This is a genomic window from Blastococcus sp. SYSU DS0617 (assembly GCF_054051075.1).
This window is the reverse complement of sequence record NZ_JBJHAO010000003.1, coordinates 290,708-314,638: the sequence shown is the minus strand read 5'-3', so window position 1 is coordinate 314,638 and position 23,931 is coordinate 290,708. Positions and strand designations below refer to the sequence as shown.

24 protein-coding genes are annotated in these 23,931 nt (G+C 74.6%); 5 read left to right on the top strand and 19 right to left on the bottom strand.

Annotated features, from left to right (window positions below; all coding sequences use genetic code 11):
* Positions 1-87 precede the first annotated feature (87 nt).
* From ACI793_RS06075 to mftA, 5 genes are all read right to left on the bottom strand, one after another.
* Positions 88-924 (bottom strand): mycofactocin-coupled SDR family oxidoreductase, encoded by an 837-nt coding sequence (locus ACI793_RS06075; RefSeq protein ID WP_456605516.1) that lies wholly within the window; start codon positions 922-924, stop codon positions 88-90.
* Positions 924-1,760, bottom strand: a complete 837-nt coding sequence (locus ACI793_RS06070) for a mycofactocin-coupled SDR family oxidoreductase (protein WP_456605471.1) — start codon at positions 1,758-1,760, stop codon at positions 924-926. The genes ACI793_RS06075 and ACI793_RS06070 overlap by 1 nt, the downstream gene beginning before the upstream one ends.
* A gap of 257 nt (positions 1,761-2,017) precedes the next feature.
* A complete protein-coding gene (gene mftC, locus ACI793_RS06065; protein WP_456605470.1) occupies positions 2,018-3,250 on the bottom strand; it encodes a mycofactocin radical SAM maturase in 1,233 nt (410 codons plus the stop codon).
* Positions 3,247-3,549: a mycofactocin biosynthesis chaperone MftB gene (mftB, locus tag ACI793_RS06060; protein ID WP_456605469.1), complete on the bottom strand. Its 303-nt coding sequence runs from the start codon at positions 3,547-3,549 to the stop codon at positions 3,247-3,249. The genes mftC and mftB overlap by 4 nt, the downstream gene beginning before the upstream one ends.
* 14 nt (positions 3,550-3,563) lie before the next feature.
* Positions 3,564-3,680, bottom strand: coding sequence for a mycofactocin precursor MftA (gene mftA / locus ACI793_RS06055; protein ID WP_456605468.1), 117 nt, complete (start codon positions 3,678-3,680; stop codon positions 3,564-3,566).
* A gap of 143 nt (positions 3,681-3,823) precedes the next feature.
* Between mftA and mftR the strand changes: the two genes are divergently transcribed.
* The gene (gene mftR / locus ACI793_RS06050) at positions 3,824-4,426 is read left to right on the top strand and encodes a mycofactocin system transcriptional regulator (protein ID WP_456605467.1); all 603 of its coding nucleotides are present in this window, start codon (positions 3,824-3,826) and stop codon (positions 4,424-4,426) included.
* A gap of 141 nt (positions 4,427-4,567) precedes the next feature.
* Entirely contained in the window at positions 4,568-5,803 is a 1,236-nt protein-coding gene (mftD, locus tag ACI793_RS06045; protein WP_456605466.1) for a pre-mycofactocin synthase MftD, read from the top strand.
* Positions 5,804-5,878: 75 nt separating this feature from the next.
* Here mftD and ACI793_RS06040 read toward each other — a convergent pair whose 3' ends face one another.
* From ACI793_RS06040 to ACI793_RS06025, 4 genes are all read right to left on the bottom strand, one after another.
* Positions 5,879-6,421 carry a hypothetical protein gene (locus ACI793_RS06040; RefSeq protein WP_456605465.1) on the bottom strand — a complete coding sequence of 181 codons (543 nt, stop codon included), beginning with the start codon at positions 6,419-6,421 and terminating at the stop codon, positions 5,879-5,881.
* 118 nt (positions 6,422-6,539) lie between these two features.
* Positions 6,540-7,043, bottom strand: coding sequence for a hypothetical protein (locus tag ACI793_RS06035; RefSeq protein ID WP_456605464.1), 504 nt, complete (start codon positions 7,041-7,043; stop codon positions 6,540-6,542).
* A gap of 72 nt (positions 7,044-7,115) precedes the next feature.
* Complete coding sequence (locus tag ACI793_RS06030) at positions 7,116-7,658, bottom strand: hypothetical protein (RefSeq protein WP_456605463.1); 543 nt, start codon at positions 7,656-7,658, stop codon at positions 7,116-7,118.
* A gap of 102 nt (positions 7,659-7,760) precedes the next feature.
* Positions 7,761-9,197, bottom strand: a complete 1,437-nt coding sequence (locus tag ACI793_RS06025) for a bifunctional 3-(3-hydroxy-phenyl)propionate/3-hydroxycinnamic acid hydroxylase (RefSeq protein WP_456605462.1) — start codon at positions 9,195-9,197, stop codon at positions 7,761-7,763.
* 160 nt (positions 9,198-9,357) lie between these two features.
* Between ACI793_RS06025 and ACI793_RS06020 the strand changes: the two genes are divergently transcribed.
* Entirely contained in the window at positions 9,358-10,485 is a 1,128-nt protein-coding gene (locus ACI793_RS06020; protein ID WP_456605461.1) for an NDMA-dependent alcohol dehydrogenase, read from the top strand.
* Positions 10,486-10,625: 140 nt separating this feature from the next.
* Here the strand turns inward: ACI793_RS06020 and ACI793_RS06015 are convergent, their stop codons facing one another.
* The 4 genes from ACI793_RS06015 to ACI793_RS06000 all read right to left on the bottom strand — a co-directional run bounded on the left by ACI793_RS06015 (position 10,626) and on the right by ACI793_RS06000 (position 14,657).
* A complete protein-coding gene (locus ACI793_RS06015; RefSeq protein WP_456605460.1) occupies positions 10,626-12,506 on the bottom strand; it encodes an AAA family ATPase in 1,881 nt (626 codons plus the stop codon).
* A gap of 101 nt (positions 12,507-12,607) precedes the next feature.
* A complete protein-coding gene (locus tag ACI793_RS06010; RefSeq protein WP_456605459.1) occupies positions 12,608-13,282 on the bottom strand; it encodes a hypothetical protein in 675 nt (224 codons plus the stop codon).
* A gap of 98 nt (positions 13,283-13,380) precedes the next feature.
* Positions 13,381-14,049, bottom strand: a complete 669-nt coding sequence (locus tag ACI793_RS06005) for a phosphotransferase (RefSeq protein WP_456605458.1) — start codon at positions 14,047-14,049, stop codon at positions 13,381-13,383.
* Between the two features lie 38 nt (positions 14,050-14,087).
* On the bottom strand, positions 14,088-14,657 hold the full coding sequence (locus tag ACI793_RS06000) for an MOSC domain-containing protein (RefSeq protein ID WP_456605457.1): 570 nt from the start codon (positions 14,655-14,657) through the stop codon (positions 14,088-14,090).
* 70 nt (positions 14,658-14,727) lie between these two features.
* Here ACI793_RS06000 and ACI793_RS05995 point away from each other — a divergent pair, with 70 nt between their 5' ends.
* Positions 14,728-16,023 (top strand): M18 family aminopeptidase, encoded by a 1,296-nt coding sequence (locus ACI793_RS05995; protein WP_456605456.1) that lies wholly within the window; start codon positions 14,728-14,730, stop codon positions 16,021-16,023.
* Between the two features lie 85 nt (positions 16,024-16,108).
* Here ACI793_RS05995 and ACI793_RS05990 read toward each other — a convergent pair whose 3' ends face one another.
* On the bottom strand, positions 16,109-16,909 hold the full coding sequence (locus ACI793_RS05990; protein ID WP_456605455.1) for a DUF2382 domain-containing protein: 801 nt from the start codon (positions 16,907-16,909) through the stop codon (positions 16,109-16,111).
* 340 nt (positions 16,910-17,249) lie between these two features.
* Between ACI793_RS05990 and ACI793_RS05985 the strand changes: the two genes are divergently transcribed.
* On the top strand, positions 17,250-18,059 hold the full coding sequence (locus ACI793_RS05985) for a DUF3097 domain-containing protein (RefSeq protein ID WP_456605454.1): 810 nt from the start codon (positions 17,250-17,252) through the stop codon (positions 18,057-18,059).
* A 12-nt stretch (positions 18,060-18,071) separates the two neighbouring features.
* On the opposite strand, the gene ACI793_RS05980 is transcribed toward ACI793_RS05985, so the two are convergent.
* The 5 genes from ACI793_RS05980 to ACI793_RS05960 all read right to left on the bottom strand — a co-directional run bounded on the left by ACI793_RS05980 (position 18,072) and on the right by ACI793_RS05960 (position 23,879).
* On the bottom strand, positions 18,072-18,644 hold the full coding sequence (locus ACI793_RS05980) for a M15 family metallopeptidase (protein ID WP_456605453.1): 573 nt from the start codon (positions 18,642-18,644) through the stop codon (positions 18,072-18,074).
* 348 nt (positions 18,645-18,992) lie between these two features.
* On the bottom strand, positions 18,993-21,671 hold the full coding sequence (locus tag ACI793_RS05975; RefSeq protein ID WP_456605452.1) for an FtsX-like permease family protein: 2,679 nt from the start codon (positions 21,669-21,671) through the stop codon (positions 18,993-18,995).
* Positions 21,668-22,396: an ABC transporter ATP-binding protein gene (locus tag ACI793_RS05970; protein WP_456605451.1), complete on the bottom strand. Its 729-nt coding sequence runs from the start codon at positions 22,394-22,396 to the stop codon at positions 21,668-21,670. Before ACI793_RS05970 ends, ACI793_RS05975 begins: the two co-directional genes overlap by 4 nt.
* Complete coding sequence (locus ACI793_RS05965; RefSeq protein WP_456605450.1) at positions 22,393-22,968, bottom strand: PadR family transcriptional regulator; 576 nt, start codon at positions 22,966-22,968, stop codon at positions 22,393-22,395. The genes ACI793_RS05970 and ACI793_RS05965 overlap by 4 nt, the downstream gene beginning before the upstream one ends.
* Positions 22,969-23,042: 74 nt before the next feature.
* Positions 23,043-23,879, bottom strand: a complete 837-nt coding sequence (locus ACI793_RS05960) for an aldo/keto reductase (protein ID WP_456605449.1) — start codon at positions 23,877-23,879, stop codon at positions 23,043-23,045.
* Positions 23,880-23,931: the final 52 nt, after the last annotated feature.

The window sequence follows — 23,931 nt, the reverse complement described above, 5'->3', positions numbered from 1 at the left end:
GTCAGCGATCGATCCTCTCAGAGCGCCGAAGGCACGCCTCGGGCGAGTGTGGGACGGCGGCCGCGAGGCCGCCGTCCCACACGGGTGTCACTTGACGGTGTAGCCGGCGTCGACCGGGAGGGTCACACCGGTGATGTAGCGCGCCTCGTCGGAGACGAGGAACAGGATGGCGTTGGAGATGTCGACCGGCTCCACCCACGGGACCGGCAACGCGTTGGTCGACTGGAAGATCGGCGCCGCCGCCTCCCGGCTGGGCGCCGGGTCGTCGGGAGTGAACAGCCCCCAGGTCTTCTCGTTCTGGATCATCACCGTGTCCACCCCGGTCGGGTGCACGGTGTTGACCCGGATGGAGTGCTGGGCGAACTCGTTGGCCAAGGTCCGCATGATGCCGACGACACCGTGCTTGGCGGCCGTGTAGTGGATCGTGTTCGCCGTCCCCTTGAGTCCCGCGGTGGAGCTGGTGAGCACGATCGCCCCACCCCGTCCGCCCTCGATCAGGTGCGGCAACGCGACCTTGCAGGTGTTCCAGACACCGGTCAGGTTGATGTCGATCATCTCCCGCCAGGCATCGTCGGTGACGTCCAGCGCGGGCTGGATCTCGAAGACACCGGCGTTGGCCAGCACGATGTCAAGGCGTCCGAGCTGAGCGACTCCCTCGTCCACCGCGGCCTCCAGAGCCCCGGTGTCGCGCACGTCGGCCGTGGTGGCGACGATCCGCCGGTCGAGCGCCTCGACCTGGCGCACCGTCTCGGCCAGGTCCTCCTCGGAGGCCGGTGGGTACATCTGGATCGACGGCACCGGGCCGGCGATGTCGACGGCGATGATGTCGGCGCCCTCCTGCGCCAGCCGCACCGCATGGCTCCGGCCCTGGCTGCGGGCCGCGCCGGTGATGAACGCGACCTTCCCCTCGACGCGACCGGCCATCACTTGATCACCGAACCCGCGTCGATCGGCAGCTGGACGCCGGTGACGTAGCGCGCCATGTCCGAGGCCAGCCAGACGACCGCGTTCGAGATGTCCACCGGCTCCACCCAGCGGATCGGCAGCAGGTTCAGCGACAGGAACGCCTCCTGGGCGTCCTCCGCCGTCGCCGTCCCGGGCGTCATGTCCGGCCGGAACAGGTCGTAGGTCCCCTGGTTCGTGATCATGTCGGTGTCGACCGTGGTGGGGTGCACCGAGTTGACCCGGATCATGTTCGGCGCCAGCTCGAGGGCCAGCACCTTCATCAGCCCGACCACGCCGTGCTTGGCGGCGACGTAGTGGCCGGCGTTCGCGATGCCCATGATGCCGGCGGTGGAGCTGGTCAGGATGACCGATCCCCCGCCCTCGTTGGCCTTCAGGTGCGGGATAGCCGCCCGCACCGTCTTGAAGACCCCGGTGAGGTTGGTCGCGAGCATGTCCTCCCAGATCTCGTCGGAGAGCTCCTCGACGGGTCCGTAGCTGGCGATCCCGGCGTTGGCCGCGACGATGTCCAGCCTTCCCAGCTGCGCCACGCCCTCGTCCACGGCCGCCTTCAGCGCCGCGCTGTCCCGGACGTCGGCCTCGGTGGCCACGATCCGCCGGTCCAACGCCTCGACCTGACGGACGGTCTCGGCCAGGTCCTCCGGGGTGGCCATCGGGTACGGGACGGTGTCGATCTGCGCGCACAGGTCGACCGCGATGATGTCCGCGCCCTCCTGCGCCATCCGGAGTGCGTGACTGCGGCCCTGGCCGCGTGCCGCGCCGGTGATGAAGGCGACCTTGCCCTCGAGCATGCCCATGCTTGATCTCCTCGTGTGGTCCCCCGCTGTGGACGTACCTGGACGCGGTCGGACCTGTCGAGGTCAGACCGCTGTGGCCCCTGACGGGGCGGCGGCCGCCGGCCGCCCGGGTCGGGGGTGCCACGCCGCGGGCCCGCGCAGGTACCAGGGACGGGAGAGCTCCAGCGAGGCGAGCGCGGGAAGTGGCGTGCAGCAGCCGTCGCAGGCCATGCGCTCCACCTCCTCGTCGTCGAGCCGGTCGGTCGGGACCTGCGGGATCAGCTCAGCTGCAGGCCGGCCAACGGGGACTCGTCGCAGATCTTCGCCGGGATCGACGGGATGCCGAGCAGCGTCGGCTGACCGCGGACCGGACCGCTGTGCGAGTGGTCGATGTGGCTGCGCGGGGTGACCAGCTCCAGGTCCCGGGCGGCCAGGGCGCTCTCGCCGTAGCCCTGCACGCACTCGGGGTCCGGGCCGTCCAGCGGCAGCCCGGTGAAGAACTTGGCCGCCATGCAGCCGCCGCGGCAGGCGTCGAAGTGCGCGCACTTGGTGCAGGCGCCGCCGGTCTGCGGGTTGCGCAGGTCGGCGAAGAGCTCGGACTGCTGCCAGACCCGCTGGAAGCCGCCCTCGTCCCGCACGTTGCCGGCGAGGAAGTTCTCGTGGATGGCGAACGGGCAGGCGTAGACATCGCCGACCGGGTCGATCAGGCAGACCACGCGCCCGGCACCGCACAGGTTGAGCCCGGGCAGCGCCTCCCCGAAGGCGGACAGGTGGAAGAACGAGTCGCCGGTGAGGACGCCGTCGCCGTTGGCGAGCAGCCAGTCGTAGAGGTCGCGCTGCTGGGCCTGCGTCGGGTGCAGCTGGTCCCAGACGTCGGCCCCGCGACCGGAGGGCCGCAACCGGGTGATGCGCAGCTGCGCGCCGAACGAGTCGGTGAGCGCCTTGAACTCGTCGAGCTGCCCGGCGTTCTCGCGGGTGACGACGACGGAAACCTTGAAGTCCTTCATCCCGGCCTCGGCCAGGTTCTCCAGCGCCCGGATGGCCGTCGCGTAGGAGCCGGTGCCGCGCACGCGGTCGTTGACCTCGGCGGTGGCGCCGTCCAGGGAGATCTGCACGTCGACGTAGTCCGTGCGGGCCAGCTGGGCGGCGCGGGTCTTGTCCAGCTTGATGCCGTTGGTGGAGAACTTGACGCCGACGTCGTGGCCGATGGCGTAGTCGAGCAGGTGCCAGAAGTCCGGCCGCACGGTGGGCTCGCCGCCGCCGACGTTGACGTAGAACACCTGCATCCGCTGCAGCTCGTCGATGACCGCCTCGGCCTCGGCCGTGGACAGCTCCCGCGGGTCCCGCCGTCCCGACGAGGACAGGCAGTGGGCGCACGCCAGATTGCAGGCGTAGGTGAGCTCCCACGTCAGGCAGATGGGGGCGTCCAGGCCGTACTCGAACTGGTCGATCAGCCGGCCGCCCACCGGGCGGTCCGGGCGGGCGGGACGGGACGGCAGGACGGCGGTCACGGGGTCTCCCGGGGTTCGATCATCTGCGAGCGGGCGAGGTCGGCCAGCGCCTTCTCGTAGGCCGGGCGCTGCGCTTCGCTCACGCCGCAGGCCAGGAGCGCGGCGGTGGCGCTCGGGTGGTCGGCCAGCGCCTCGACGACGGCGACCAGGGTCTTCGACTTCAGGAAGGAGAGCTTCCGGTTGCCGAAGTGGTAGACCAGCGCGCCGAAGGGCTCGGGCCGCAGCGCGACCGAGCGGGCGCGCTGCCAGGGCCCGGCCGGGTCGAACGCGACCTCGGCAGGGGACACCGCCGTGGTCACTGGGACGTCGTCGCTCAGTAGACGCCGCACATGCCGTCGATGGACACCTCTTCGACCAGCGACTCCTCGACCAAGGCCTCCTCGCCGGCCGGAGCGGGGGCGACGTCGACGTCGGTGTGGTTCTCGGGCATGGCGCACTCCTGGTGATCGGGGTCACGGTGGATGCAGCGAGGCTAATGACACCGAGTGCCACCCGGCAACCCCCGGGGCCGGTGGATGCGTCCGGACGCGGAGGATTCCCTGCGGCGCGCCGCCGCGCGGCACAATGCGGTCCGTGACCGCCATCGAGACCGCGCCGGCCGGCGTGCCTGCCGAGGGCACCCGGGCACGGGTGGAGCGGGCCGCCCTGGACCTGTTCACCCTGCGCGGCTTCGAGCAGGTGACCACCGACGAGGTGGCCGACGCCGCGGGCATCAGCCGGCGGACCTTCTTCCGCTACTTCGCCACCAAGGCCGACGCCGTGTGGGGCGACTTCAGCGCCCACGCCAGGCGGCTCGACGAGCTGCTGGGCGCCGCCGAACCCGACACACCCGTGCTGGCCGCCGTCTGCGCCGCCTACGTCGAGGTCAACGACTACCCGGCGTCCCAGCTGCCGCTGCTCCGCGAGCGGATGCTCCTGATCCTGACCGAGCCGGCGCTCCTGGCCCACTCGCAGCTCCGCTACGCGGCAGTGGACCGGGTGGTCGCCCGCCACGTCGCATACCGCTCGGGAGTCGCACCGACGGACCTCGTGCCCCGGCTGGTCGCGGCGGCCACCCGCGCGGCGGCGACGACGGCCTTCGAGGCGTGGCTGGCCGACGAGCACTCCGCCCTCGGTAGCCACCTCCGGCAGGCGTTCGCCGAGCTCACCGCCGGCTTCCCGAGCCTGTCCCGCTGAGACCTCTCCCCCGCAGGTGTGGCGCTCGTCTCCCTGCGTGCGGGTAGCCTGGCACTCAGTGCCACCGGCCGGTCCCGGCCGGGGCGGCAGATCAGGTGGCCTCCCGGCGCACGGGGTGGCCCGGCGACAGGAGAGCAGCAGATGGCGAATCCCTGGTTCGAGTCAGTGGCAGAGGCGCAGCGGCGGGCCAAGAAGCGCCTGCCCAAGGGGGTCTACGGCGCGCTGGTCGCCGGCTCCGAGCGGGGGCTGACCACCGAGGACAACCTCGCCGCGTTCGCCGAGATCGGCTTCGCACCGCACACGGCGGGCCTGGCCAACGAGCGCAACATGGGCGTCACGGTCATGGGCCAGGAGATGTCCATGCCGGTGATGATCAGCCCGACCGGCGTGCAGGCCGTGCACCCCGACGGGGAGGTCGCCGTCGCCCGCGCCGCGGCCAACCGCGGTGTCGCGATGGGCCTGTCCTCGTTCGCGAGCAAGCCGATCGAGGACGTCGTGGCCGCGAACCCGAAGACGCACTTCCAGATGTACTGGGTCGGCACCCGCGACGAGATGCTCGCCCGCATGGAGCGCGCGAAGCGCGCCGGCGCCGTCGGCATGATCGCCACGCTGGACTGGTCGTTCGCCTACGGCCGCGACTGGGGCAGCCCGTTCATCCCCGAGAAGATCAACTTCGAGGCCGCGCGCCGCTACGCCCCGCAGGTGCTGGTCAAGCCGCGCTGGCTGCTCGACTTCGCCCGGACCGGGAAGATCCCGGACCTCAAGGTCCCGAACATGGTCGCCCACCCCGGCGACGAGGCGCCCACCTTCTTCGGCGCCTACGGCATGTGGAACGCCTCTCCCATGCCCACCTGGGAGGACGTCGCCTGGCTGCGCTCGCAGTGGGACGGGCCGTTCATGCTCAAGGGCGTCATGCGGGTCGACGACGCCAAGCGCGCGGTCGACGCCGGCGTCTCCGCCATCAGCGTGTCCAACCACGGCGGCAACAACCTCGACGGGACCCCCGCCTCGATCCGCGCACTGCCCTCGGTGGCCGCGGCGGTCGGCGACCAGATCGAGGTGCTCCTGGACGGCGGCATCCGCCGCGGTGGCGACGTCGCCAAGGCGCTGGCCCTGGGCGCCAAGGCCGTGATGATCGGCCGCGCCTACCTCTGGGGCCTCGGCGCCAACGGCCAGGCCGGCGTGGAGAACGTGCTGGACCTGCTCCGCGACGGGCTGGGCTCGGCGATGGTCGGTCTGGGCAAGGCGAACGTGGGCGACCTCAGCAGCGACGACCTGGTCATCCCGGCCGGCTTCGAGCGCCAGCTCGGCGACACCGCCGTCGCCAACGCCACGCTCAGCACCTCGCCGGCCGCCGCCCGCGCCCGCGAGGTCTGACCACCCGCCGACCGCGGGGACCGCACCGCCCGGGCACCGTTCCAGGCGTCGCTCTCCCCGCGGTCGGCGCAGCCGTCAGGGCCGCCCGGCCGGCTGCTCGGAGCCGTCGCCCCGCAGCAGCTCCGCCCGACGGCGCAGCCGGGCGCGCTTCCAGGGGTGGCCGGCCGCCGCCACGGTCCATGCGACGACGGCGAGCCACCACCACGGGCTGTCGGTGACCGCCAGGAACGCCGAGAGCAGGGCCACCAGCACGAAGAACGGCGTCGCCCAGAGCCGCTGCCGGTCCAGCGGGGCCAATTGGGCGAGCACCAGGCCGTGCGCCGCCTCGCGCACCTCTGGGTCCGCGGGCACCGGCCCGCGGGACGCCGCCCGCCGGACCCGCCTGGACAGGCCCTCCGGCGACCGCGCCGCGACGTCGCGGAGGCCCTGCTGCTGCCGGTACTGGATGCGCCCCCTGAGCCCGCCGAAAACGGCACCCGCGACACCGCCGTAGGTCAGCGTGGTCGGCCAGCTCTCGCCCCCGCCGAAGCGCATGAACGCGGCCCACACGAGCCCGAACAGCGACCCGTTGACCAGGCCGAGGACCCACGCGGGGGCGTGCAGCAGCCGTTCACGCATGCCGCGATCGTGCCGGTCCGTCGCTCCAGTGGCCAGCACGTCGCCCGGCCGGGTCGCGCCGGCCCCCTGCAGGTCGGCCGAGCTCGCCATCCAGGCCTCCGTCGCCCGAACTCCTCGATCAGGCGAGGAGCTCCGCACGCCCACGCATCCGGCGGCGCAGCCAGGGATGACCGGCCGCGGCCGCCAGCCACACGGGGACAGTGACCCACACCCACGCGGGCCCGGTGAGCGCAACCCCCGCCGCCAGCACGGCCGTTCCCACGAACAGCGCCGGCGCCCAGTACCGCTGCCCGTCGAGCACGCGCAGGTGGTCCAGGGCGATGTCGTGCGCCGCCTCCCGCTCGTCGGGGTCCTCGGGCACCGGCCCCCGCGACGCCGCCCGGCGCACCCGCCGGCCCACCGCCCGCGGGGACTGGTCGTCCGGATCGTCCGCGCTCCGCCTCCGGTGCATGAACGCCACGACCACACCGGCCCCCACGCCCACGACCGCGGCGCGCACGACGACCTCGGCCCAGCTCTCGTCCCGCACGAGCACGCCCCAGAGGACGACCACCGCGAAGAACGTGACCACGGAGATCACCGTCGACCGCCGGCCAGGGGCATCCAGGAGTCGCTCGCGCATCCCCCGATCGTGCCCGGTCGTGGTGGCGACGGGCGACCCCGCCCGGTCCGAGCGCCAGCGCGGACGACGGCGTCAGGCCTCGTCGCCGACCGACGGCCGGAGGAGTTCCGCGCGGCGCCGCAGCCGCCCCGGCAGGACCAGCCAGCCGTGCACGAGCAGCGCGACGGCCCCGGCCACCCCGAGCCACCACCAGGGCGAGGCCTGGACGGCCAGGTTCGCCAGCATGGCCAGCATGACCAGCGAGCCCACGATGCCGAGCACGCGCCGCCGCCGGTGCTCCGCCAGGGCCTGCTGCGTTAGCGCGTAGGCGGCGGCGCGGGTCTCCGGGTCCTCGGGCACGGCGCCACGGAGCGACGCCCGTCCAGCGACGCGTCGGTCAGGCGCCGGCAGCCCCGCCACCGCCTCGGCCCGGCGTCGGACCTGGCCCCGCAGCAGCGTCGCCCCCACCAGGCCGCCGCCCAGCGCAGCTCCGACGGCACCGGGCAGCGCGCCGCTCCAGCCTTCGCCGACGACAGCGAGCAGCAGCCCCGTGCCCAGCCCGCAGGTCAGCCCCATCACGAGGGCGACCTGCCACCGCGGGGCACGCGACATCCACTCGCTCAGCCTCTCGTCCACCGCACGATGATCACCGCGAGCCGGCCGGCCGAGAAGCCATCCGCGGGATCTCTGCTCCGAAGAACCCGTCCGGGTGGCCCGGAACGCCCTGGCATCACCCGATCAGTCCCGGACGGAACCGACGATCCGGTCCGGCCGGATCTCCACCGCGGCGGCGCTCCCGAGCCAGCGCCGCAGCGTGCCCGAGGGGTCCGCCACCCGGGCCGCGCTGCCGTCGGCACGGCGGACCTCCAGGCCGGCGGTCAGCACGGCCGGGCCGTCGCCGAGGACGTCGTCCAGCCGGCACCGGCGCCCGTCGACCGTCACCCGGGGCTGCGGGACCAGCGTGCCCGCCAGCCGCCGTCCGGCCCGCCCGCTCCGGTCGACCGACGGCCCGCGCAGCGCCGGGGTCCGGCTGTCGGTGGCCAGCCGCGCCACCGCGGGAATCCTGCGGACGACGGCCAGCACGGCCCGGCGCAGCACCGCCGCGCCCCGGCCGCCCCCGGTCATCAGCCGGCCGACGAGCAGGGCCAGCCGGATCAGCGCCCGCGCGTGCGACTCGCGCTCGGCCTGATGGGTGTCCAGCAGCTCGTCCGCGGCCTCCCCGGCGAGGACAGCGGCGAGCTTCCAGCTCAGCTGGTGCACGTCCCGCAGCCCCAGCCCCAGGCCCTGCCCGACGAAGGGCGGGGTGAGGTGGGCGGCATCGCCGGCCAGGAGCACGCGCCCGGCCCGCCAGCGGTCGGCCAGCTGCGCCCGGAAGGTGTACTCGACGGCCCGCACCACCTCCACGGCCGCGGGATCCACCGGCGCGAGCAGGGACCGCAGGGCCGCCGTCGTCGTCAGGTCGGCGACGGTCTCCTCCGGACGCAGGCGGAACTCCCAGCGGTAGCGGTCGCCGGTGACCGGCATGCAGGTGGCGGCGCGGGCCGGGTCGCAGACCTGGGCGACGCCCGGCCAGAGCGGCAGCGGCACGGGGGAGCGCACGTCCAGCACCAGCCACCGGTCGGCCGGCCCCAGGTCGCGCATCCGGGCCCCGATCAGGTCGCGCACGGTGCTGTGGGCGCCGTCGCAGCCCAGCACCGCGGCCGCCCGGACGGACCGGTCCGCCCCGTCGTCCCGCCCGCGCACCGTCAGCCGCACGCCGTCGCCGGCCGACTCGAGGCCGGTGACCTCGGCTCCCCGCCGCAGCTCCACCGCCGGCGTGCGGGCGACGGCGGCCGCGAGCACCGCCTCCAGGTCCGGCTGGTGCACCAGCGAGCCCTGCGGCCAGCCGTTGAGACCCGCGGCCGGATCGCGGCGGAACTCGGCGAGCACCTCACCGGTGGCGTCCACCAGCCGCAGACCGGCCATCGGCCGGGTCAGGGGCGCCAGCTCGTCGGCGACACCGGCGTCCTGCAGGACGCGGAACACCTCGTCGTCCAGGTGCACCGCGCGCGGGAGGTCGTAGGGGGTGCGGTGGCGCTCGAGGACGACCACCCGCAGGCCGCGCCGGGCCAGCAGCAGCGCCGCCGTCAGCCCCACCGGCCCGGCGCCGACCACGACCACGGGCTCGCCGGACACGCCGATCAGTGTCCCCGGGGGATGCCCGGCGCCGCCTGCCGGGGAGCGCGGATGGGCCCCCACCTTGACGGGCCGGGCAGACCTGCTGAGAGTGTGGCGGGAAGCACTGTCGTGCTGCGGATCCCGCCATCGACGGCGGGTCTCGACTGGAGGGACATCTGTGAAGACCAAGGGCGCGATTCTGTGGGGCGTGGGCGAAGAGTGGTCGGTCGAGGAGATCGAGGTCGGCGACCCCGTCGCCGGTGAGGTCACCGTCGAGCTGGCCGCCTCCGGTCTGTGCCACTCCGACGAGCACCTCGTCACGGGCGCCACCCCGGTCGGCTTCCCGTCGCTGGGCGGGCACGAGGGCGCCGGCGTCGTCACCAAGGTCGGCCCGGGCGTCACCGGCCTCAAGGAGGGCGACCACGTCGTCACCGCCTTCATCCCGGCCTGCGGGGTCTGCCCCCCGTGCTCGCGCGGCCAGCAGAACCTCTGCGACCTCGGCGCCCACCTGCTCGGCGGCAAGGCGATCTCCGACGGCACCCACCGGGTGACCGCCAAGGGCCAGGGCGTCTCCCCGATGTGCCTGCTCGGCACGTTCTCGCCCTACATCACCGTGAACCAGGCCTCGGTCGTGCGCATCGAGCCGGACATCCCGCTCGAGGTCGCCGCGCTGGTCGGCTGCGGCGTCACCACCGGCTGGGGCTCGGCGACCAAGGTGGCCGACGTCCGACCCGGCGAGAACGTCGTCGTCATGGGCGCCGGCGGCGTCGGCATGAACGCCGTCCAGGGCGCTGCCGCGGCGGGCGCCAAGCGGGTCATCGTCATCGACCCGGTCGCCCAGAAGCGCGAGTGGGCGATGGAGATGGGCGCCACCCACACCTTCGCCAGCATGGAAGAGGCCACCCCGGCCATCAACGAGCTGACCTGGGGCCGGATGGCGGAGAAGACGATCATCACCGTCGGCGACATCCAGGGCGAGGACGTCGCCGCCGCCATGAGCGTCACCGGCAAGGGCGGGCGCGCGGTCGTCACGGGCATGGGCAACTTCGCCAACGCCGACGTGAAGCTCAGCCTGTTCGACCTCACGCTGATGCAGAAGGACCTGCAGGGCGCCATCTTCGGCGGTCTCGCCCCGCGCAACGCCATCCCCGAGCTGCTCTCGCTCTACCAGGAGGGCCAGCTCAAGCTCGAGGAGCTCGTCACGACCAAGTACAAGCTCGAGGACGTGAACCAGGGCTACCAGGACATGAAGGACGGCAAGAACATCCGCGGCATGATCGTCTACACCGACGCCGACCGGCGATAACACCGTCGTCCTCCGGACGACACCGCCACAACACCGTCGTCCTCCGGACGACACCGCGGCCAGGAGCCGTCCCCCGGGGAGTGGAGCCCATCCAGCCACTCCTCGGGGGAGCCTCCGGCCCCGCCCTCGTCGGGCAGTTCCTAGCCGAGGAGCCGTGTCAGCGCCGGCCCGAGGTCGGTCAGGGACCGGACGGGCTCCATCCGGCCGCCGCCGCGCGCGGCCAGCAGGCGAGCGGTGTCCAGGGCCTCGTCACTGGGCAGCGGGCACAGCACGTGCAGCCAGTCGATGCCGGCCAGCGCCGTCTCGGCCGGCTCCCCCGCCGTCGACAGGCAGTCCGACAGCAGCACGACGACCCGCTCGTCCGCCGTCGCCGGCACCAGCTCCCGCCGGGCGCCGCGGAGCGCACCGGCGATGTCGGTCTTGCCGTGCCCGCGCAGCCCCACCAGCTCCAGGACGACGTCCTCGGCCGCCCGGTGCCTGCCCAGCGGCTGCAGCACGGTCACGTCGTCGGCGAAGGTGAGCACGCTGGTCTGCAGCCGCTCGTCGGCGGCCAGGACGACGCCCGCCGCGGCCACCGCGGCGATCGCGACCCCCAGCCCCTGCATGGACCCGGACCGGTCGACGACCAGGCAGACGGCCCGTCGCGAGCCGGTCCAGTTGCGGGTCACCAGGTCGTCGGCGGCCGGGGGCCAGACGCCCGACCAGCGGTCCAGCGTGCGGTCCAGGTCCAGGTCGCCCTCGGGACGGCGGGTCGGCACCAGCCGCCGGGTGCCCCGGGCGCGGGTGGCGCCCACCCGGCCGACCTGGACGAACACGCGGGCGGCCAGCCGGCGGGCGGCCGACCGCAGCTCCCGGTCGGTGGCGGACGCGAGGTCGGCCAGCAGGGCGGCGGCCGCATCGGGATCGGCGCCCATCAGGCCGGCGAAGGCGTCCTCGTCGAGCTCGCCGACCTCGGGGCTGACCGAGGCGAAGGCCTCGTGCCGCAGCTGCATCTCCCGGCGCCCGGTCGTGCGGGGTCCCCGCCGGGAGCCCCGGTCGCTCCGCGGGTCGCTCTGCTCGGTGCCCGTCTCAGCCGACGGGCCGGGGGCTTTTCCCTGACCACCACCACCGAGGGGACCCGCGTCGTCCGCGGAGCCCTCGCCGGGGTCGGGTGGCGCTGCGCTCTCCGGCCAGACCTCGTCCAGGATCTCGTCGAGGACGGCCTCCGGCGTGCGCTCCACGCCTTCGGTGACCCGGATCCGCCCCGACAGGGCGGCGTGGGCGGCGTCCCGGGCCGTCTCGCGGCCCCCGCCCAGATCCTCCCCGCGCATCCGCAGCAGGCCGTCGAGCAGCAGCACCAGGTCGATGGCGCCGCGCACCGACGAGCCGGTGCGCAGGTCGCGGTGCTCGCGGGTGGCCCGCACGAGGCGGACGGCGAGCGCGATCTGCGGCGCGCCGGCCCCGGTGACGCCCGCGACGATGGCGCGCTCGGCGTCCTCCGGCTGGTAGCCCAGCACGACGCGGCACATCCGGTCGGCGATCGCCTGGCCGACGCGCGCGGTGCCGATGGCGTCGAAGGGGTTCATGGCGGCGATCAGCCGGAAGCCCGAGGTCGCCCGCACCGTGCCCAGCCGCGGTACGGCGATCTCGCCCTCGGTGAGCACCGTGATGAGGACGTTGAGCGTCTCCTCGGGGATGCGGTTGAGCTCCTCGAGGTACAGCAACCCGGCGCCCCGCATCGCGGTGAGCAGCGGCCCGTCGGTGAAGTTCTCCGGCAGGTAGCCGCCCGCCAGCACCGCCGACGGGTCGTACTGCCCGATCAGCCGGGCGGGGGTCAGCTCGGCGTTCCCCTCCACGAACACGACGTCCTGGCCGGTCTCGGCCGCCACCGCACGCAGCAGCGTGGACTTGCCGGTGCCCGGCGGGCCCTCGAGGACGACGTGCCGGTGGGTGGCGAGCGCGACGGTGAGCACCTCGCGCTCACGCCCCAGCCCGACGACGGAGCCGTTCGCCGGGGGATCGGTCGGGCGTGCGACGGTCATGGGGCCTTCCTGGGGGCGCGGCCGGGACGGCCGTCGGGCGAGGACGGGACCGGCCGGGACCCCGGTGCGGGGTCCCGGCCGGCACCGGTGGTGCGGCGGACTCAGCCGCCCAGGACGCTCTCGAGGTCCATCACGTCGTCGGGAGCCGAGATGTCCTGCTCCTCGCCGTGGTCGCTGAAGGTCACGGTGCCCTCGGAGTCCCCGCCACCCGACATCTGCAGCGGGTAGGGCGGGTCGTCGTCGGCGACGGTCAGGGAGCTGCCGTCCTCCTGCTCGACGATGACGACGTCCTCGCCGTCCAGCTCGTCCGTGCGGGTCTCGTCCTGGATCTCGCCGTCGGGCGAGCGGAGCTCGTCGGCGATGCCGGCCAGGGAGAACTCGGCGAAGTCCGCGGCGGCGTCACCGGGGACGGCGACCCACTGGCCCTCGAACTCCGCGGCGGCCTCCTCGGGCATGCCGAAGGACGCCCAGAACTCCGGCGCCGCCTTCATGTAGACGTCGCCACCGACGCTGATGAGCTCGATCTCGACTCCACCGATGCTGATCGAGCCGGCGGCGTCGTCGCCCTGCAGCTGCAGGTCGACCTCGCCCTCCTCGCCGTCGGTGGTCATCGTGCCGGACATGCGGACCGCACCGGACTCCTCGAGCGCGTCGGCGGCCATCTCGGCGACCTCGGACCCGGTCTTGCCCTCGAGCGGGCTGTCCCCGCCGCACGCGGTCAGCAGGAGGGTGCCGGCGACCAGGGCGACGGGAGCGGTGATCGAACGGATGCGCATGGGACTCCTCGGACGTCGGACCCGGGTGCCCGGGCGCCGCCGATCCTGCCAGGCCGGAGAGTGCACGTGGGTACCCCGACATCCATCGGGTGACCGGGCTACTCGTCCGGCAGCCCGGCCAGGTGCCGGATCCGCCGGCGTTCGCGGACGCCGAGGTTGCGGTCGGCGAGCCGCCGGGCCGCGGCGGCCGGCAGCACCGGCGCCGGATCCAGCCCGGACGCCCGCCGGAACAGCCGGGCGAACGAGCCCTGGGCGGCCGCCACGACGGCGGCCCGGGACCGGCTGCCGGGGACGCTCGCCGCCGAGATGACGAGCCACGCGTCGGCCACGTCGGCCGCGGCCGGTCCGCGGGCCGCGTTGGTCCAGTCGATGATCACCGGGCCGGACGGCGTCAGGAGCACGTTCTCCGGGTGCAGGTCCAGGTGCAGCAGCGCGTCGCCGTCCCCGACGGGGGCGTCGAGCCAGGCCGGCGCCGGCACCGCGTGCACGAGTCCGTGCAGCCGGGCCAGGGTGCGCGCCTGCCCGCCCATCGACCAGGGCCTACGCACGAGCGCGTCGGCCATCGTCGGGCCGGCCACGCGCGCCATCACCAGGTCCGGGCCGGCCACGTCGTGGACCTCCGGCACCGGCAGGCCGCGGGACCGCGCGTACGCCATGACCGCCGCCTCGCGCTCGGCCGAGCGCCCGGCGTCCCGGTAGCGACGCAGGACCCGGTCCCCGTCGAGGGCGAAGACGTCGGCATCGCGCCCCGCGCCGACCAGCTGCACGGCGGGAGTGTGGCAGAGCCGCGGACCCGCCGGTCCGCTCAGCGGCGTGCGACCGGGCGGACCGGGGCTCCGGCAGCGGCGGGATCCAGCGGCACGCCCGAGCGGAGGACGGCGGGCCCCAGCCGCAGCACACCCCCGGTGAGCGCCGCGCACCGGACGCCGGCCCGGCCACGCAGCCCCCGGTGGGCGCCCGGCGCGAGCACCGTGTCCAGCCAGGCGCAGGGGTTGGCCGGACGGCCGCCCCGCAGACGCACCTCACCGCTGCCGCAGTCCAGGGAGAACTCCACGCCGCGCAGCGCCTCCACCTCCGCCCCGCGGAGCACGACGGTCCGGCGCGTCAGCAGCGGGTCCAGAGGGCCGGCCCCCAGCTCCGCGGCGAGCGCCTCGACCGCCTCGGCGGCCAGCACGGTCAACTGCGCGTCGCGGTGGGCGGCCCGGCCGGCGTAGCGGTCGCCGACGACGCCGTACCCCGCGCGCACCTCGATCTCCTGCCGGCGGTCGTCGTCCTGCTCGGGCACGACGTCCCCCGGCCGCCCGTCGTAGCGGTGCCGAGGCGCGGCCACCAGCCCGACGACCTCCACGTCGTAGCGGTGCGGCAGCTCAGCCACGGGCGGACACGTCCCGCAGCATCCCACCTCGGCCTCGGCCCCGGCCTCCGCCGTCGGGCACGATGGCGGCATGCCCACGCCGGATGCGCCCCCTGCCGACGACCTCGCCCTCGGTGACGACCTGCGGGCCTTCGTGGACGCGTCCCCGTCCCCCGGGCACGCCGTGGCGGAGCTGGTACGGCGGCTGAGCGCCGCCGGCTTCACCGAGCTCGCCGAGATCGACCGGTGGACGCTGTCCGCGGGGGGACGCCACTACGTCGTCCGCCACGGCAGCCTCATCGCCTTCCGGCTGGGCAGCGGGCCGCTCGGCGACACCGGGATGCGGCTGGTCGGCGCGCACACCGACTCCCCGACGTTCAAGGTGCGCCCGCACTCGGGCGTCCACCAGGCCGGCTACCGGCTGGTCGGCGTCGAGCCCTACGGCGGCGGGCTGTGGCACACCTGGCTGGACCGGGAGCTCACCGTGGCCGGGCGGGTCGCGCTGCGCGGCGGGGGCACGGCACTGGTCCGGCTGCCCGGGGCACCCCTGCGTTTCCCGTCGCTGGCCATCCACCTCGACCGCTCCGTCCGCGAGGGGCTGACCCTGGACCCCCAGCGTCACCTCGTGCCGGTCTGGGGCGGCGACCTGGGCGAGGAGCCGGGGCTGGTCGAGGCCGTCGCGGCCGCCGCGGGGGCCGAACCCGACGACGTCGTGGGTCACGACCTGGTGCTGGCCGACACCCAGCCGGCCGCACGCGCCGGCGCGGACGGCAGCTGGATCGGCGCCCCGCGACTGGACAACCTGACGTCCTGCCACGCCGGGCTGCTCGCGCTGCTCGCCGCGCCCGCCGGGGAGCGCACGCAGGTCCTGGTGTGCAACGACCACGAGGAGGTCGGCAGCGGCTCGATGGCCGGCGCGCGGGGGAGCTTCCTCGAGGACGTCGTCCGCCGGCTGGCCACGGCCACGGACCCCGGCGACCCGGAGGCCGTGCACCGGGCGATCGCGCGGTCCTGGCTGGTGTCGGCGGACATGGCGCACGGCGTGCACCCCACCCGGGCGGAGCGGCACGAGCCGGCGCACCAGCCACGACTCGGGGGTGGCCCGGTGGTGAAGCTCAACGCCAACCAGGCCTACGCGACCGATGCGGCGACCGGCGGCTGGTTCCGCGAGCGGTGCGCCGAGGCCGGTGTGCCGGTGCAGTCGTTCGTCATGCGGGCCGACCTGCCGTGCGGGAGCACGATCGGGCCGCTCACGGCGACCCGGCTGGGGATCGCCACGGTCGACGTCGGCATCGCGCAGCTGGCCATGCACTCGTGTCGCGAGCTGACGTCGGCGCTCGACGTCCCGCTGATGGTCGACGCGCTGACCGCCTGCTTCACCGACTGACGACGAACGACGACCGGCCGGGGCATCTGAGGTCGCCCGGCCGGCCGTCGCCGTCTGTGGTCCCCGGCGTCGCCGGGGGCGGAGGTCAGATCCGCCGGTCGTTGTCCCCGGCGCCGTCGACCTCGATCTCCTCCTTGCGGAGATCCGCCGAGACCTGCTCCTGGTCGGTCACGGTGGTCTTGTCCAGGCGGACGCGCTCAACGGGCACGGCTTCCTTCTCGACGACGGGACGGTCGGCGTGGAGGGTGACCTCGTGCTCCTCCTCGCTGATGGCGGGGCCGTCCATCGCGTTGCCGACGTTCCCGTCGGTGATGGGCTCGCGCTCGACGCGGACCTCCTCGTGCGTCACCGGCACGGTCTGGGTCACGTTCTCGTTCACGACGTACTTGCGCAGGCGGGCCCGGCCCGTCTCCTCGCTGCGGGTGCCGACGTTCAGCCGCTCCTCGGAGCGGGTCATGGCGTCGTCGGTGGTGGGCCCGGAGGTGTCCCGGCCGACCGTCCCGTGCTGGTTCTGGTCGGTGGTCATGCCACCGGCCACGCCGGTGTCGGTCCGGCCGGTGGTCGCCTGGGTGCCGGTGCCCATGCCGTAGTAGCGGTAGAGCTCCTGCTCCTCCTGCGGGGACAGGTGCCCGTCGGTGTCGATCTTCGGGGCGTCCTTCACGCGGTCCTTGCTCACGGGTACGCGGAGGCCGTCGTTGGTGAGGTCGGCGTCGCGGATGGGCACGAAGGACTCCTTCGTGCCGAACATGCCGGTCCGGACGGTGACCCACTCGGGCTGGCCCGTCTCGTCGTCGAGGTAGACCTCTCCGGCGGAGCCGATCTTCTGGCCCGCCTCGTCGTAGACGTCCTTGCCGATAACGCGGTCGAGGGTGTCGGTTCCGATCATCGTGAGATGCGCTCCCATTCCTGCTCAGGGTGTTCGCGGTCACGCTCTTGGGTGACCGTGACGAGCGGTGCGAAACGACGGGAGGGGGTCCGCCACGCCCGACCGCGTGGCTGTCGGGCGCCGGCTAGCCGTGACACTCGGTCACCCGAAACAGCCCTGGGATGCCATTCCCCCTGCTCAACGCAGCGCGTCGCGCGTGTCGGCGTCCTCGCGTTGCGGCACGCAACCGTTCCGATCGGCCGACCACGAAGAGCAACGCCCACCGCGTCCGGGCGTGTCGGGATCGGTGCCCCGGCGCGTCGTGCGTGACCCCGGCCGCGGGTCTGCCTAGCGTCGCCGGGTGCCTCCCCGCTCGCCGTACGACAACCTGGTCCACCCGCGCACGGTGAAGAAGGCCCCGCCGACCGTCGAGGCCGAGAAGGACCTCGTCGTCGAGGACCCCAGCTCGGGGTTCGTCGGCGCCGTCGTGCGCTGTGAGAAGGACGTCGTCCACCTGGAGGACCGCCACGGCCGCGTCCGCGGCTACCCGCTGGGCCCCGGGTTCTGGGTGGAGGGACGGCCCGTCGTCCTGGTGCGGCCGAAGCAGGCGGCGCCCACGGCCCCCGCGCGCAGCGCCTCGGGCTCCACGTACGTGGCCGGCGCCCGCGCCCGGGTGGCTCGCGAGGGCCGCATTTACGTCGAGGGCAAGCACGACGCCGAGCTCGTGGAGAAGGTCTGGGGCCACGACCTGCGCATCGAGGGCGTCGTCGTCGAGCCGCTGCACGGCGTCGACGACCTGCCGGGCATCGTGCGGGAGTTCCGCCCCACCTCCGGACGGCGGCTCGGCGTGCTCGTCGACCACCTGGTGCGCGGCTCCAAGGAGAGCCGCATCGCCGAGCAGATCACCGGCGAGCACGCGCTGGTCGTCGGTCACCCGTTCATCGACATCTGGCAGGCCGTCAAGCCCTCCGTCGTGGGCATCAAGGCCTGGCCGACCGTGCCCAAGGGCGAGGACTGGAAGACCGGCGTCTGCGCGCGGCTGGGCTGGGAGGACGACACCGGCTACGTCTGGGCGCAGCGCATCCTCGCCCGCGTCCGCACCTGGACCGACCTCGAGCCGCAGCTGATCGGCCGGGTCGAGGAACTGATCGACTTCGTCACGACCGACTGACCCGGGAGAGCCTCAGCCGGGGCCGTAGCCCGGCGCGGGCGGGAGGCCGAAGAACTCCTCCAGGGTGGCGACCCCGGCCTCGTGCATCTCCGTGGCGAGCTCCGGGCCGACGTAGCGGAGGTGCCAGGGCTCGTACTGGAACCCGGTGATCTGCTCGGAGCCCGCCGGGTAGCGCACGAGGAAGCCCGAGCGGTGCGCGTTGGCCGCCACCCAGCGCCCCTCCGGTGTGTCGCCGAAGCAGCGCTCGATGTCGCAGCCCCCGCCACCCACGTCGACGGCCAGCCCGGTCTGGTGCTCGCTGTACCCGGGGCGGGCGCTGCGCTGCTCGGCGCCCTCCGTGCCGAAGCGCGCCACCGAGTTGGCGAAGAGGCCCTGCTGGCGCTCGAACGAGCGGTAGGCGCTCTGCACCGCGACGTCCAGGCCGGCCGCCGCGGCCTCGGCCTGCAGCCCGGCGATCGCCTGCGCCGCCTCCGCACGGAGCTGGTACCCGCCGCCGATGTCGACCAGGTCGGCCGGCACGTGGCCGATCGGGTCCAGCGGCCGCAGCTTGTTCACCACCACCCAGATGCTGTCCGGCGCGTCCACGGAGCGCTGGGCGCGGTCGAACGTCGGGGCTGCGGGCGTCGGGGCTGCGGGCGTCGGGGCCGTCGCGGGGGAACGCGAGGCTGGGGACGCCGGGCCGGGGCTCGGCGTCGACGCGGTCGTCGAGGGCGTGCTCGACGAGGTCGCTGCGACCGTGTCGGCGAACGACGGCGGGCGCAGCAGGACCGCCGCGACCACGGCCCCACCGACGACCAGGATCAGGAGGGCGAGAGCCAGGAGCAGGCGGCCCGGTGGCCGCGCGGCGCGAGCGGTGCGCAGGAGGGCTCCCCTCGGTCCGGCGTCCCCTCGCGATCGGAGCGCCGGAGGGGTCGGCCGCCGATCATGCCCTCCCTAGGCCATCCGGCGGGCCATGGGCAGCCGCGACCGCACGAACAGGCCGGTGACGGCGACGGCGACCAGCGGGACGGCGACGCCGACGGCGGCCAGCACGTCCCACGGGATGTCGAGCACCGGCTCGACACCGTAGCCGTAGTCGGTGCTGGTCAGCGGATACGCGACGGCGATGCCCGGCGCGAGCCCCACGGCGACCCCCAGGAGGGCGCCCCCGCCGCCGACGATCGCGGCCGACCCCATCGCCATCGACCGACGGGTGCGCGGCGCCGCCCCCACGGCCGCCAGCGTGGCGAAGTCCGGCCGCGCGTCGGTGAGCGCCAGCCCGGTGGCCGTCAGCGTGGCGATCAGCACCAGCGCGCCACCCACCCCCACCAGGATCAGCCGGGCCGGCGCGAGGTCGTCCTGCCAGCCCCGCTCGACCGCGATCCCGCCTTCCCCGGTCGCGGCGGCCAGCGCCTCGTCGATCCGCTGCTCCTGCTCATGGGTCACCGGATCGTCGGGGCCGCCGGTCACCACGGACGTCGTCCCCACCCCGAGGGGGAGCTGCCCGGCCAGCGACGGCGGCACGACCACGAGCGCCGGCACCTCCACGCCGCGCTTCCCGGCCTCGGGCAGCGGCACCTGGACCGCCGGCAGCTCCGCCGTCCCCTCGACCGCAGCCGGCGAGCGCACCACCGTGGAGGCCCCGGTCTGCAGGTCGTACTGGACGCCGACCACCGTCACCCGTCCCGCGCCGTCCACGGCACCCGTCCCGAACACAGCCGCGCGCCCGGCGTCGAGGGCGTCGTAGACCTCCGGCGGCAGATCCCCGGTGGTGACGGCTCGCAGGGCGTCGGGGTCGGCGACCAGCAGTTCGCCCTGCGTCGTCATCACCGCGTTCGCCTCGTGCGGGTACCAGCGGCAGGTGGTGACGTCGCCGGAGCACCCGTCGGCCAGGACGGCCACCTCGTCCTGCGTGTCCGTGTTGGTCCAGACGTTGCCCTGCAGTCGGTGCACCGGCCGGCCGGGCGCCTCGCGGGCGAGGATCCCCACCACGGCGTCCCAGTCCGCCTCCGCCATCTCCCCGTTGCCGTAGACCCGACCGGCCCCCATCGGGGCCGCGGCGACGTAGTCCCGCTCCGCCTGGGCGCTGTCGCTCGCGCTGCCGATGGCCAGCGCGGTCACGCCCGCCACGGTCGCCATCACCGCAGCAACCGCCGGTGCGGTGCGGCTCCGGTTGCGGGTCGCGTCGCGTACGGCCAGCCGCCCGGCCACCGGCAGCCAGCGCGCCAGGGGAGCGAGCAGGCCGACCAGCCACGGCGTCGCGGTCACGATGCCGACGATCAGCAGGACCGCACCACCGGCGACGGCGAGCTCCGTGCCCCGGGCACCGAGGACGACCAGCGCCAGCCCCGCCGCACCCAGGACCAGGCCCGCCACCGGGGAGCGCCACGAGGTCCGGACCTGCCCGCGCCGCCCGGCCAGGGCGTCGACGACGTCGGTGCGCGCGGCCTGCCGGGCGGGGAACCAGGCGGCCGCGAGGCCGGCGAGGAGCCCGACGGCCACGGTGAGGACGACGTCCAGGACCGGCACGTCGAAGGGGCCGAACACCCCATCGCTGCGGGCCTCGAGCACCGGGATCGCCGCGGCGGCCAGCCCGACGCCGGCCGCTGCCCCCAGGACCGCCGCGCCGCCGCCGAGCACCACCCCGTTGGCGAGGACGATCCGGCGCAGGTCACCGGCGGAGCCACCGGTGGCGCCGATCAGGGCGAGGTCGCGACGCTGGCGGCGGACGCCGACGGCGAAGGCGGGCCCGGCCAGGAGCACCACCTCGAGCACCAGCGATGCGACGACCAGCGCGAGCACCGCCGTCTCGGCCGCGTTGCTGCCACCGTCCCGGTAGCCGACGTCCTGCGGCGGCAGCCAGGCCGACTCCGGCGGCGGATCCGTGGCCACCTCGCGGGAGAGAACGGCCAGGCCCTGCTCGTTGAGGGCCTGCACCTCCGGCCACCCCAGCCCGCCGGGCACGGTGGCGTAGAAGCCGCTCAGCGGGTCACCCAGGAGCCCGGCGTCCTCCGCGGGGAGGACGACGAAGTCACCCGAGCGGTCCGGCCACCGGACGACACCCACCACCTCGGCCGGCACGTCGTCCCGGGTGAGCCTGACCTCCTCGCCCACCCCCCCGGCGCGCTGCACCACCTTCGGGCTGACCGCGATCTCCCCCGCGCGCTCGGGCAGCCGTCCCTCGACGACCTCGAAGCGCCCCTCGGCCATCGGGTCCGCGGCGTCCTCGGCGTGGCCGTCGACGCGCGCGTAGCCGCCCTCGGTGCCCACGTAGATCCAGCCGGTCACGCTCTCGGTCACGCGCGCCCCGTCGGGCAGGACCCCGGCGACCTCGTCCCGGGTCCACGGCGGGTCCGCCGGCGCCGCCTTCGCCCACACGATGCCGCTGGCCGGGTCGACGGCGATCGCCTCCCGCGACTCGCCGCTGATCCGGGCGTCGGCACCGCCCAGCGCCCCGGGCAGCGCCTCGCCGTGGCTGACCTCGGAGGTCCGGAACAGCGTGTCGCCGCCGGCGATGGCCATCACCGGCAGCCCGACCATCAGCACGACCAGGAGGGTGCGGCCCTTGTGCCGCAGCGCGTCGCGCCGGGCGATGCGCAGCGCCAGGCGCCAGCGCGCGAGCCAGGAGGTCACGACCCGCCGCCCGTGGCGAGCAGCGACTCCGCGCCCGGCACCGGGCCGCTCTGGTCGACCACGACGCCGTCGCGCAGGAAGACGACGCGGTCGGCCCAGGCGGCGTGCCGGGCCTCGTGGGTGACCAGGACGCCGGCCGCCCCGGCCTCGCACCGGGCGCGCAGCACCCGCAGCACCTCCTCGCCGGTCTGCGAGTCCAGCGCGCCGGTCGGCTCGTCGGCCAGCAGCAGGCGGCGCGGACCCACGAGGGCACGGGCGATGGCCACCCGCTGCTGCTGGCCGCCGGACATGTCGTCGGGGAAGCGGCCGGCGAGGTGGCCGACGCCGACCTCCTCGAGGGCGTCCCGGGCGGCGCGCCGGGCCAGCCCGCCCCGGGCGCCGTCGAGCTCGAGCGGGAGGGAGACGTTCTCCAGCGCGGTGAGGGAGGGCAGCAGGTTGAGGTCCTGGAAGACGTAGCCGATGCTGCGCCGGCGGACGGCGGCCACCTGCGCCGGCGAGAGCTGGGCGAGGTCGCGGTCCTCGACGACCACGGCGCCGGAGGTGGGCGTGTCCAGGCCGCCGGCGATGTGCAGCAACGTCGACTTGCCCGAGCCCGACGGGCCCATGACGGCCACCAGCTCGCCGGGGTGGACGGCGAGGTCGACGCCGCGCAGGGCGTGCACGACCGTGTCGCCCTGCTGGTGCTCGCGGGTCACGCCGCGCAGCAGGAGCATGGGGGCGGTCATCGCTGCGTCGCCCGGTCCGTGGCGGCCGGTGCGGCGACGGTGTTCTGCGGCCGGCGGGCGGCCGCCCGGGCCACCCGCGCCTCGCAGTGGTCCAGCCAGCGGATCTCCGCCTCCGCGCGGAAGACCAGCGAGTCCAGGACCAGCGACCAGGCCAGGTCGTCGTCGGCACCGCGGGTCTTGAGCCGGGTCAGCTCCTGCAGGGCCGTCATCGTGCCGGTCCGCTGGGTCTGCACGACGGCCAGGACGTCGACGCCCGGGGTGGTCACCGCCAGCGCCAGCTTGATCGCCAGCTCGTCACGGGGCGCGCTCTTCGCGCTCACCGGCGAGCGGAACCACGTCTGCACCTCCGCCCGGCCGGCGTCGGTGAGCCGGTAGGCGATCCGGCCGTCGGCGTCGGGCTCGCCGTCCTGGACGACGAGGCCGTCGCGCTCGAGGCGGTCGAGGGTCGTGTAGACCTGCCCGACGTTGAGCGGCCACGTCGCCCCGGTCGTGGCGTCGAACTGGGCGCGCAGCTGGTAGCCGTGGCTGGGACCGCGCTCCAGGAGCGCCAGGAGACCGTGTCGGATGGACATGGATACGGAGTATGCATACTCAGTATCTGGTCGTCCAGGACCCTCCGTCCCGCCACGACGCGGAACCGGCGGACTCAGCCGGGGATGTAGTTGAAGGTGTCCGGGTCGGGGCCGGTCCGCTCCCCGCGGTCCAGCCCGGTGAGGGCCGCCATGTCCGACGTCGAGAGCTCGAAGTCGAACAGCGCGAAGTTCTCCTCCATGCGCCGGCGGGAGACCGACTTCGGGAAGACGACGTCGCCGCGCTGCACGTGCCAGCGCAGCACGACCTGGGCGGGCGTCCGCCCGATCCGCTCGGCGATGGCGGTGATCGCGGGGTCGTCCAGCACCCGGCCCTGCGCGATCGGCGACCAGGCCTCGGTGACGATCTCGTGCTCGGCGTCGAACGCGCGCAGCTCGTCCTGGGCGAGGTAGGGGTGCACCTCGATCTGGTTGACAGCCGGGCGCACCTCCGTCTCGGCGAAGAGCCGCCGCAGGTGGTGGGCGTTGAAGTTCGAGACGCCGACGGCCTTGCTGCGGCCGCTCGCGTGGATCTCCTCCATGGCCTTCCAGGTCTCGACGTAGTCGACGTCGATGCCCGGCAGCGGCCAGTGGATGAGGAACAGGTCGACGTAGTCGGTGCCGAGATCGGCCAGGGTCTGGTCGAAGGCGCGCAGCGCGTCGTCGCGACGGTGGAAGCCGTTGTTCAGCTTGCTGGTCACGAAGATCTCGCCGCGGTCGATACCGGAGCGGGCGATGGCCTCGCCGACGCCCTTCTCGTTGCGGTACATCTCGGCGGTGTCGATGTGCCGGTAGCCGACCTCGAAGGCCTGCGACACGACGTCGGCGGTGTCCTCCGGCGGGACCTGGTAGACACCGAAGCCCAGCTGGGGGATCTCGACGCCGTTGTTCAGAGCGATGGTGGGCACGGCCACGGAGGGGTTCCTTTCGGGTCGGGGAGGGCCGGGCGTCATGTCGTGCACGACC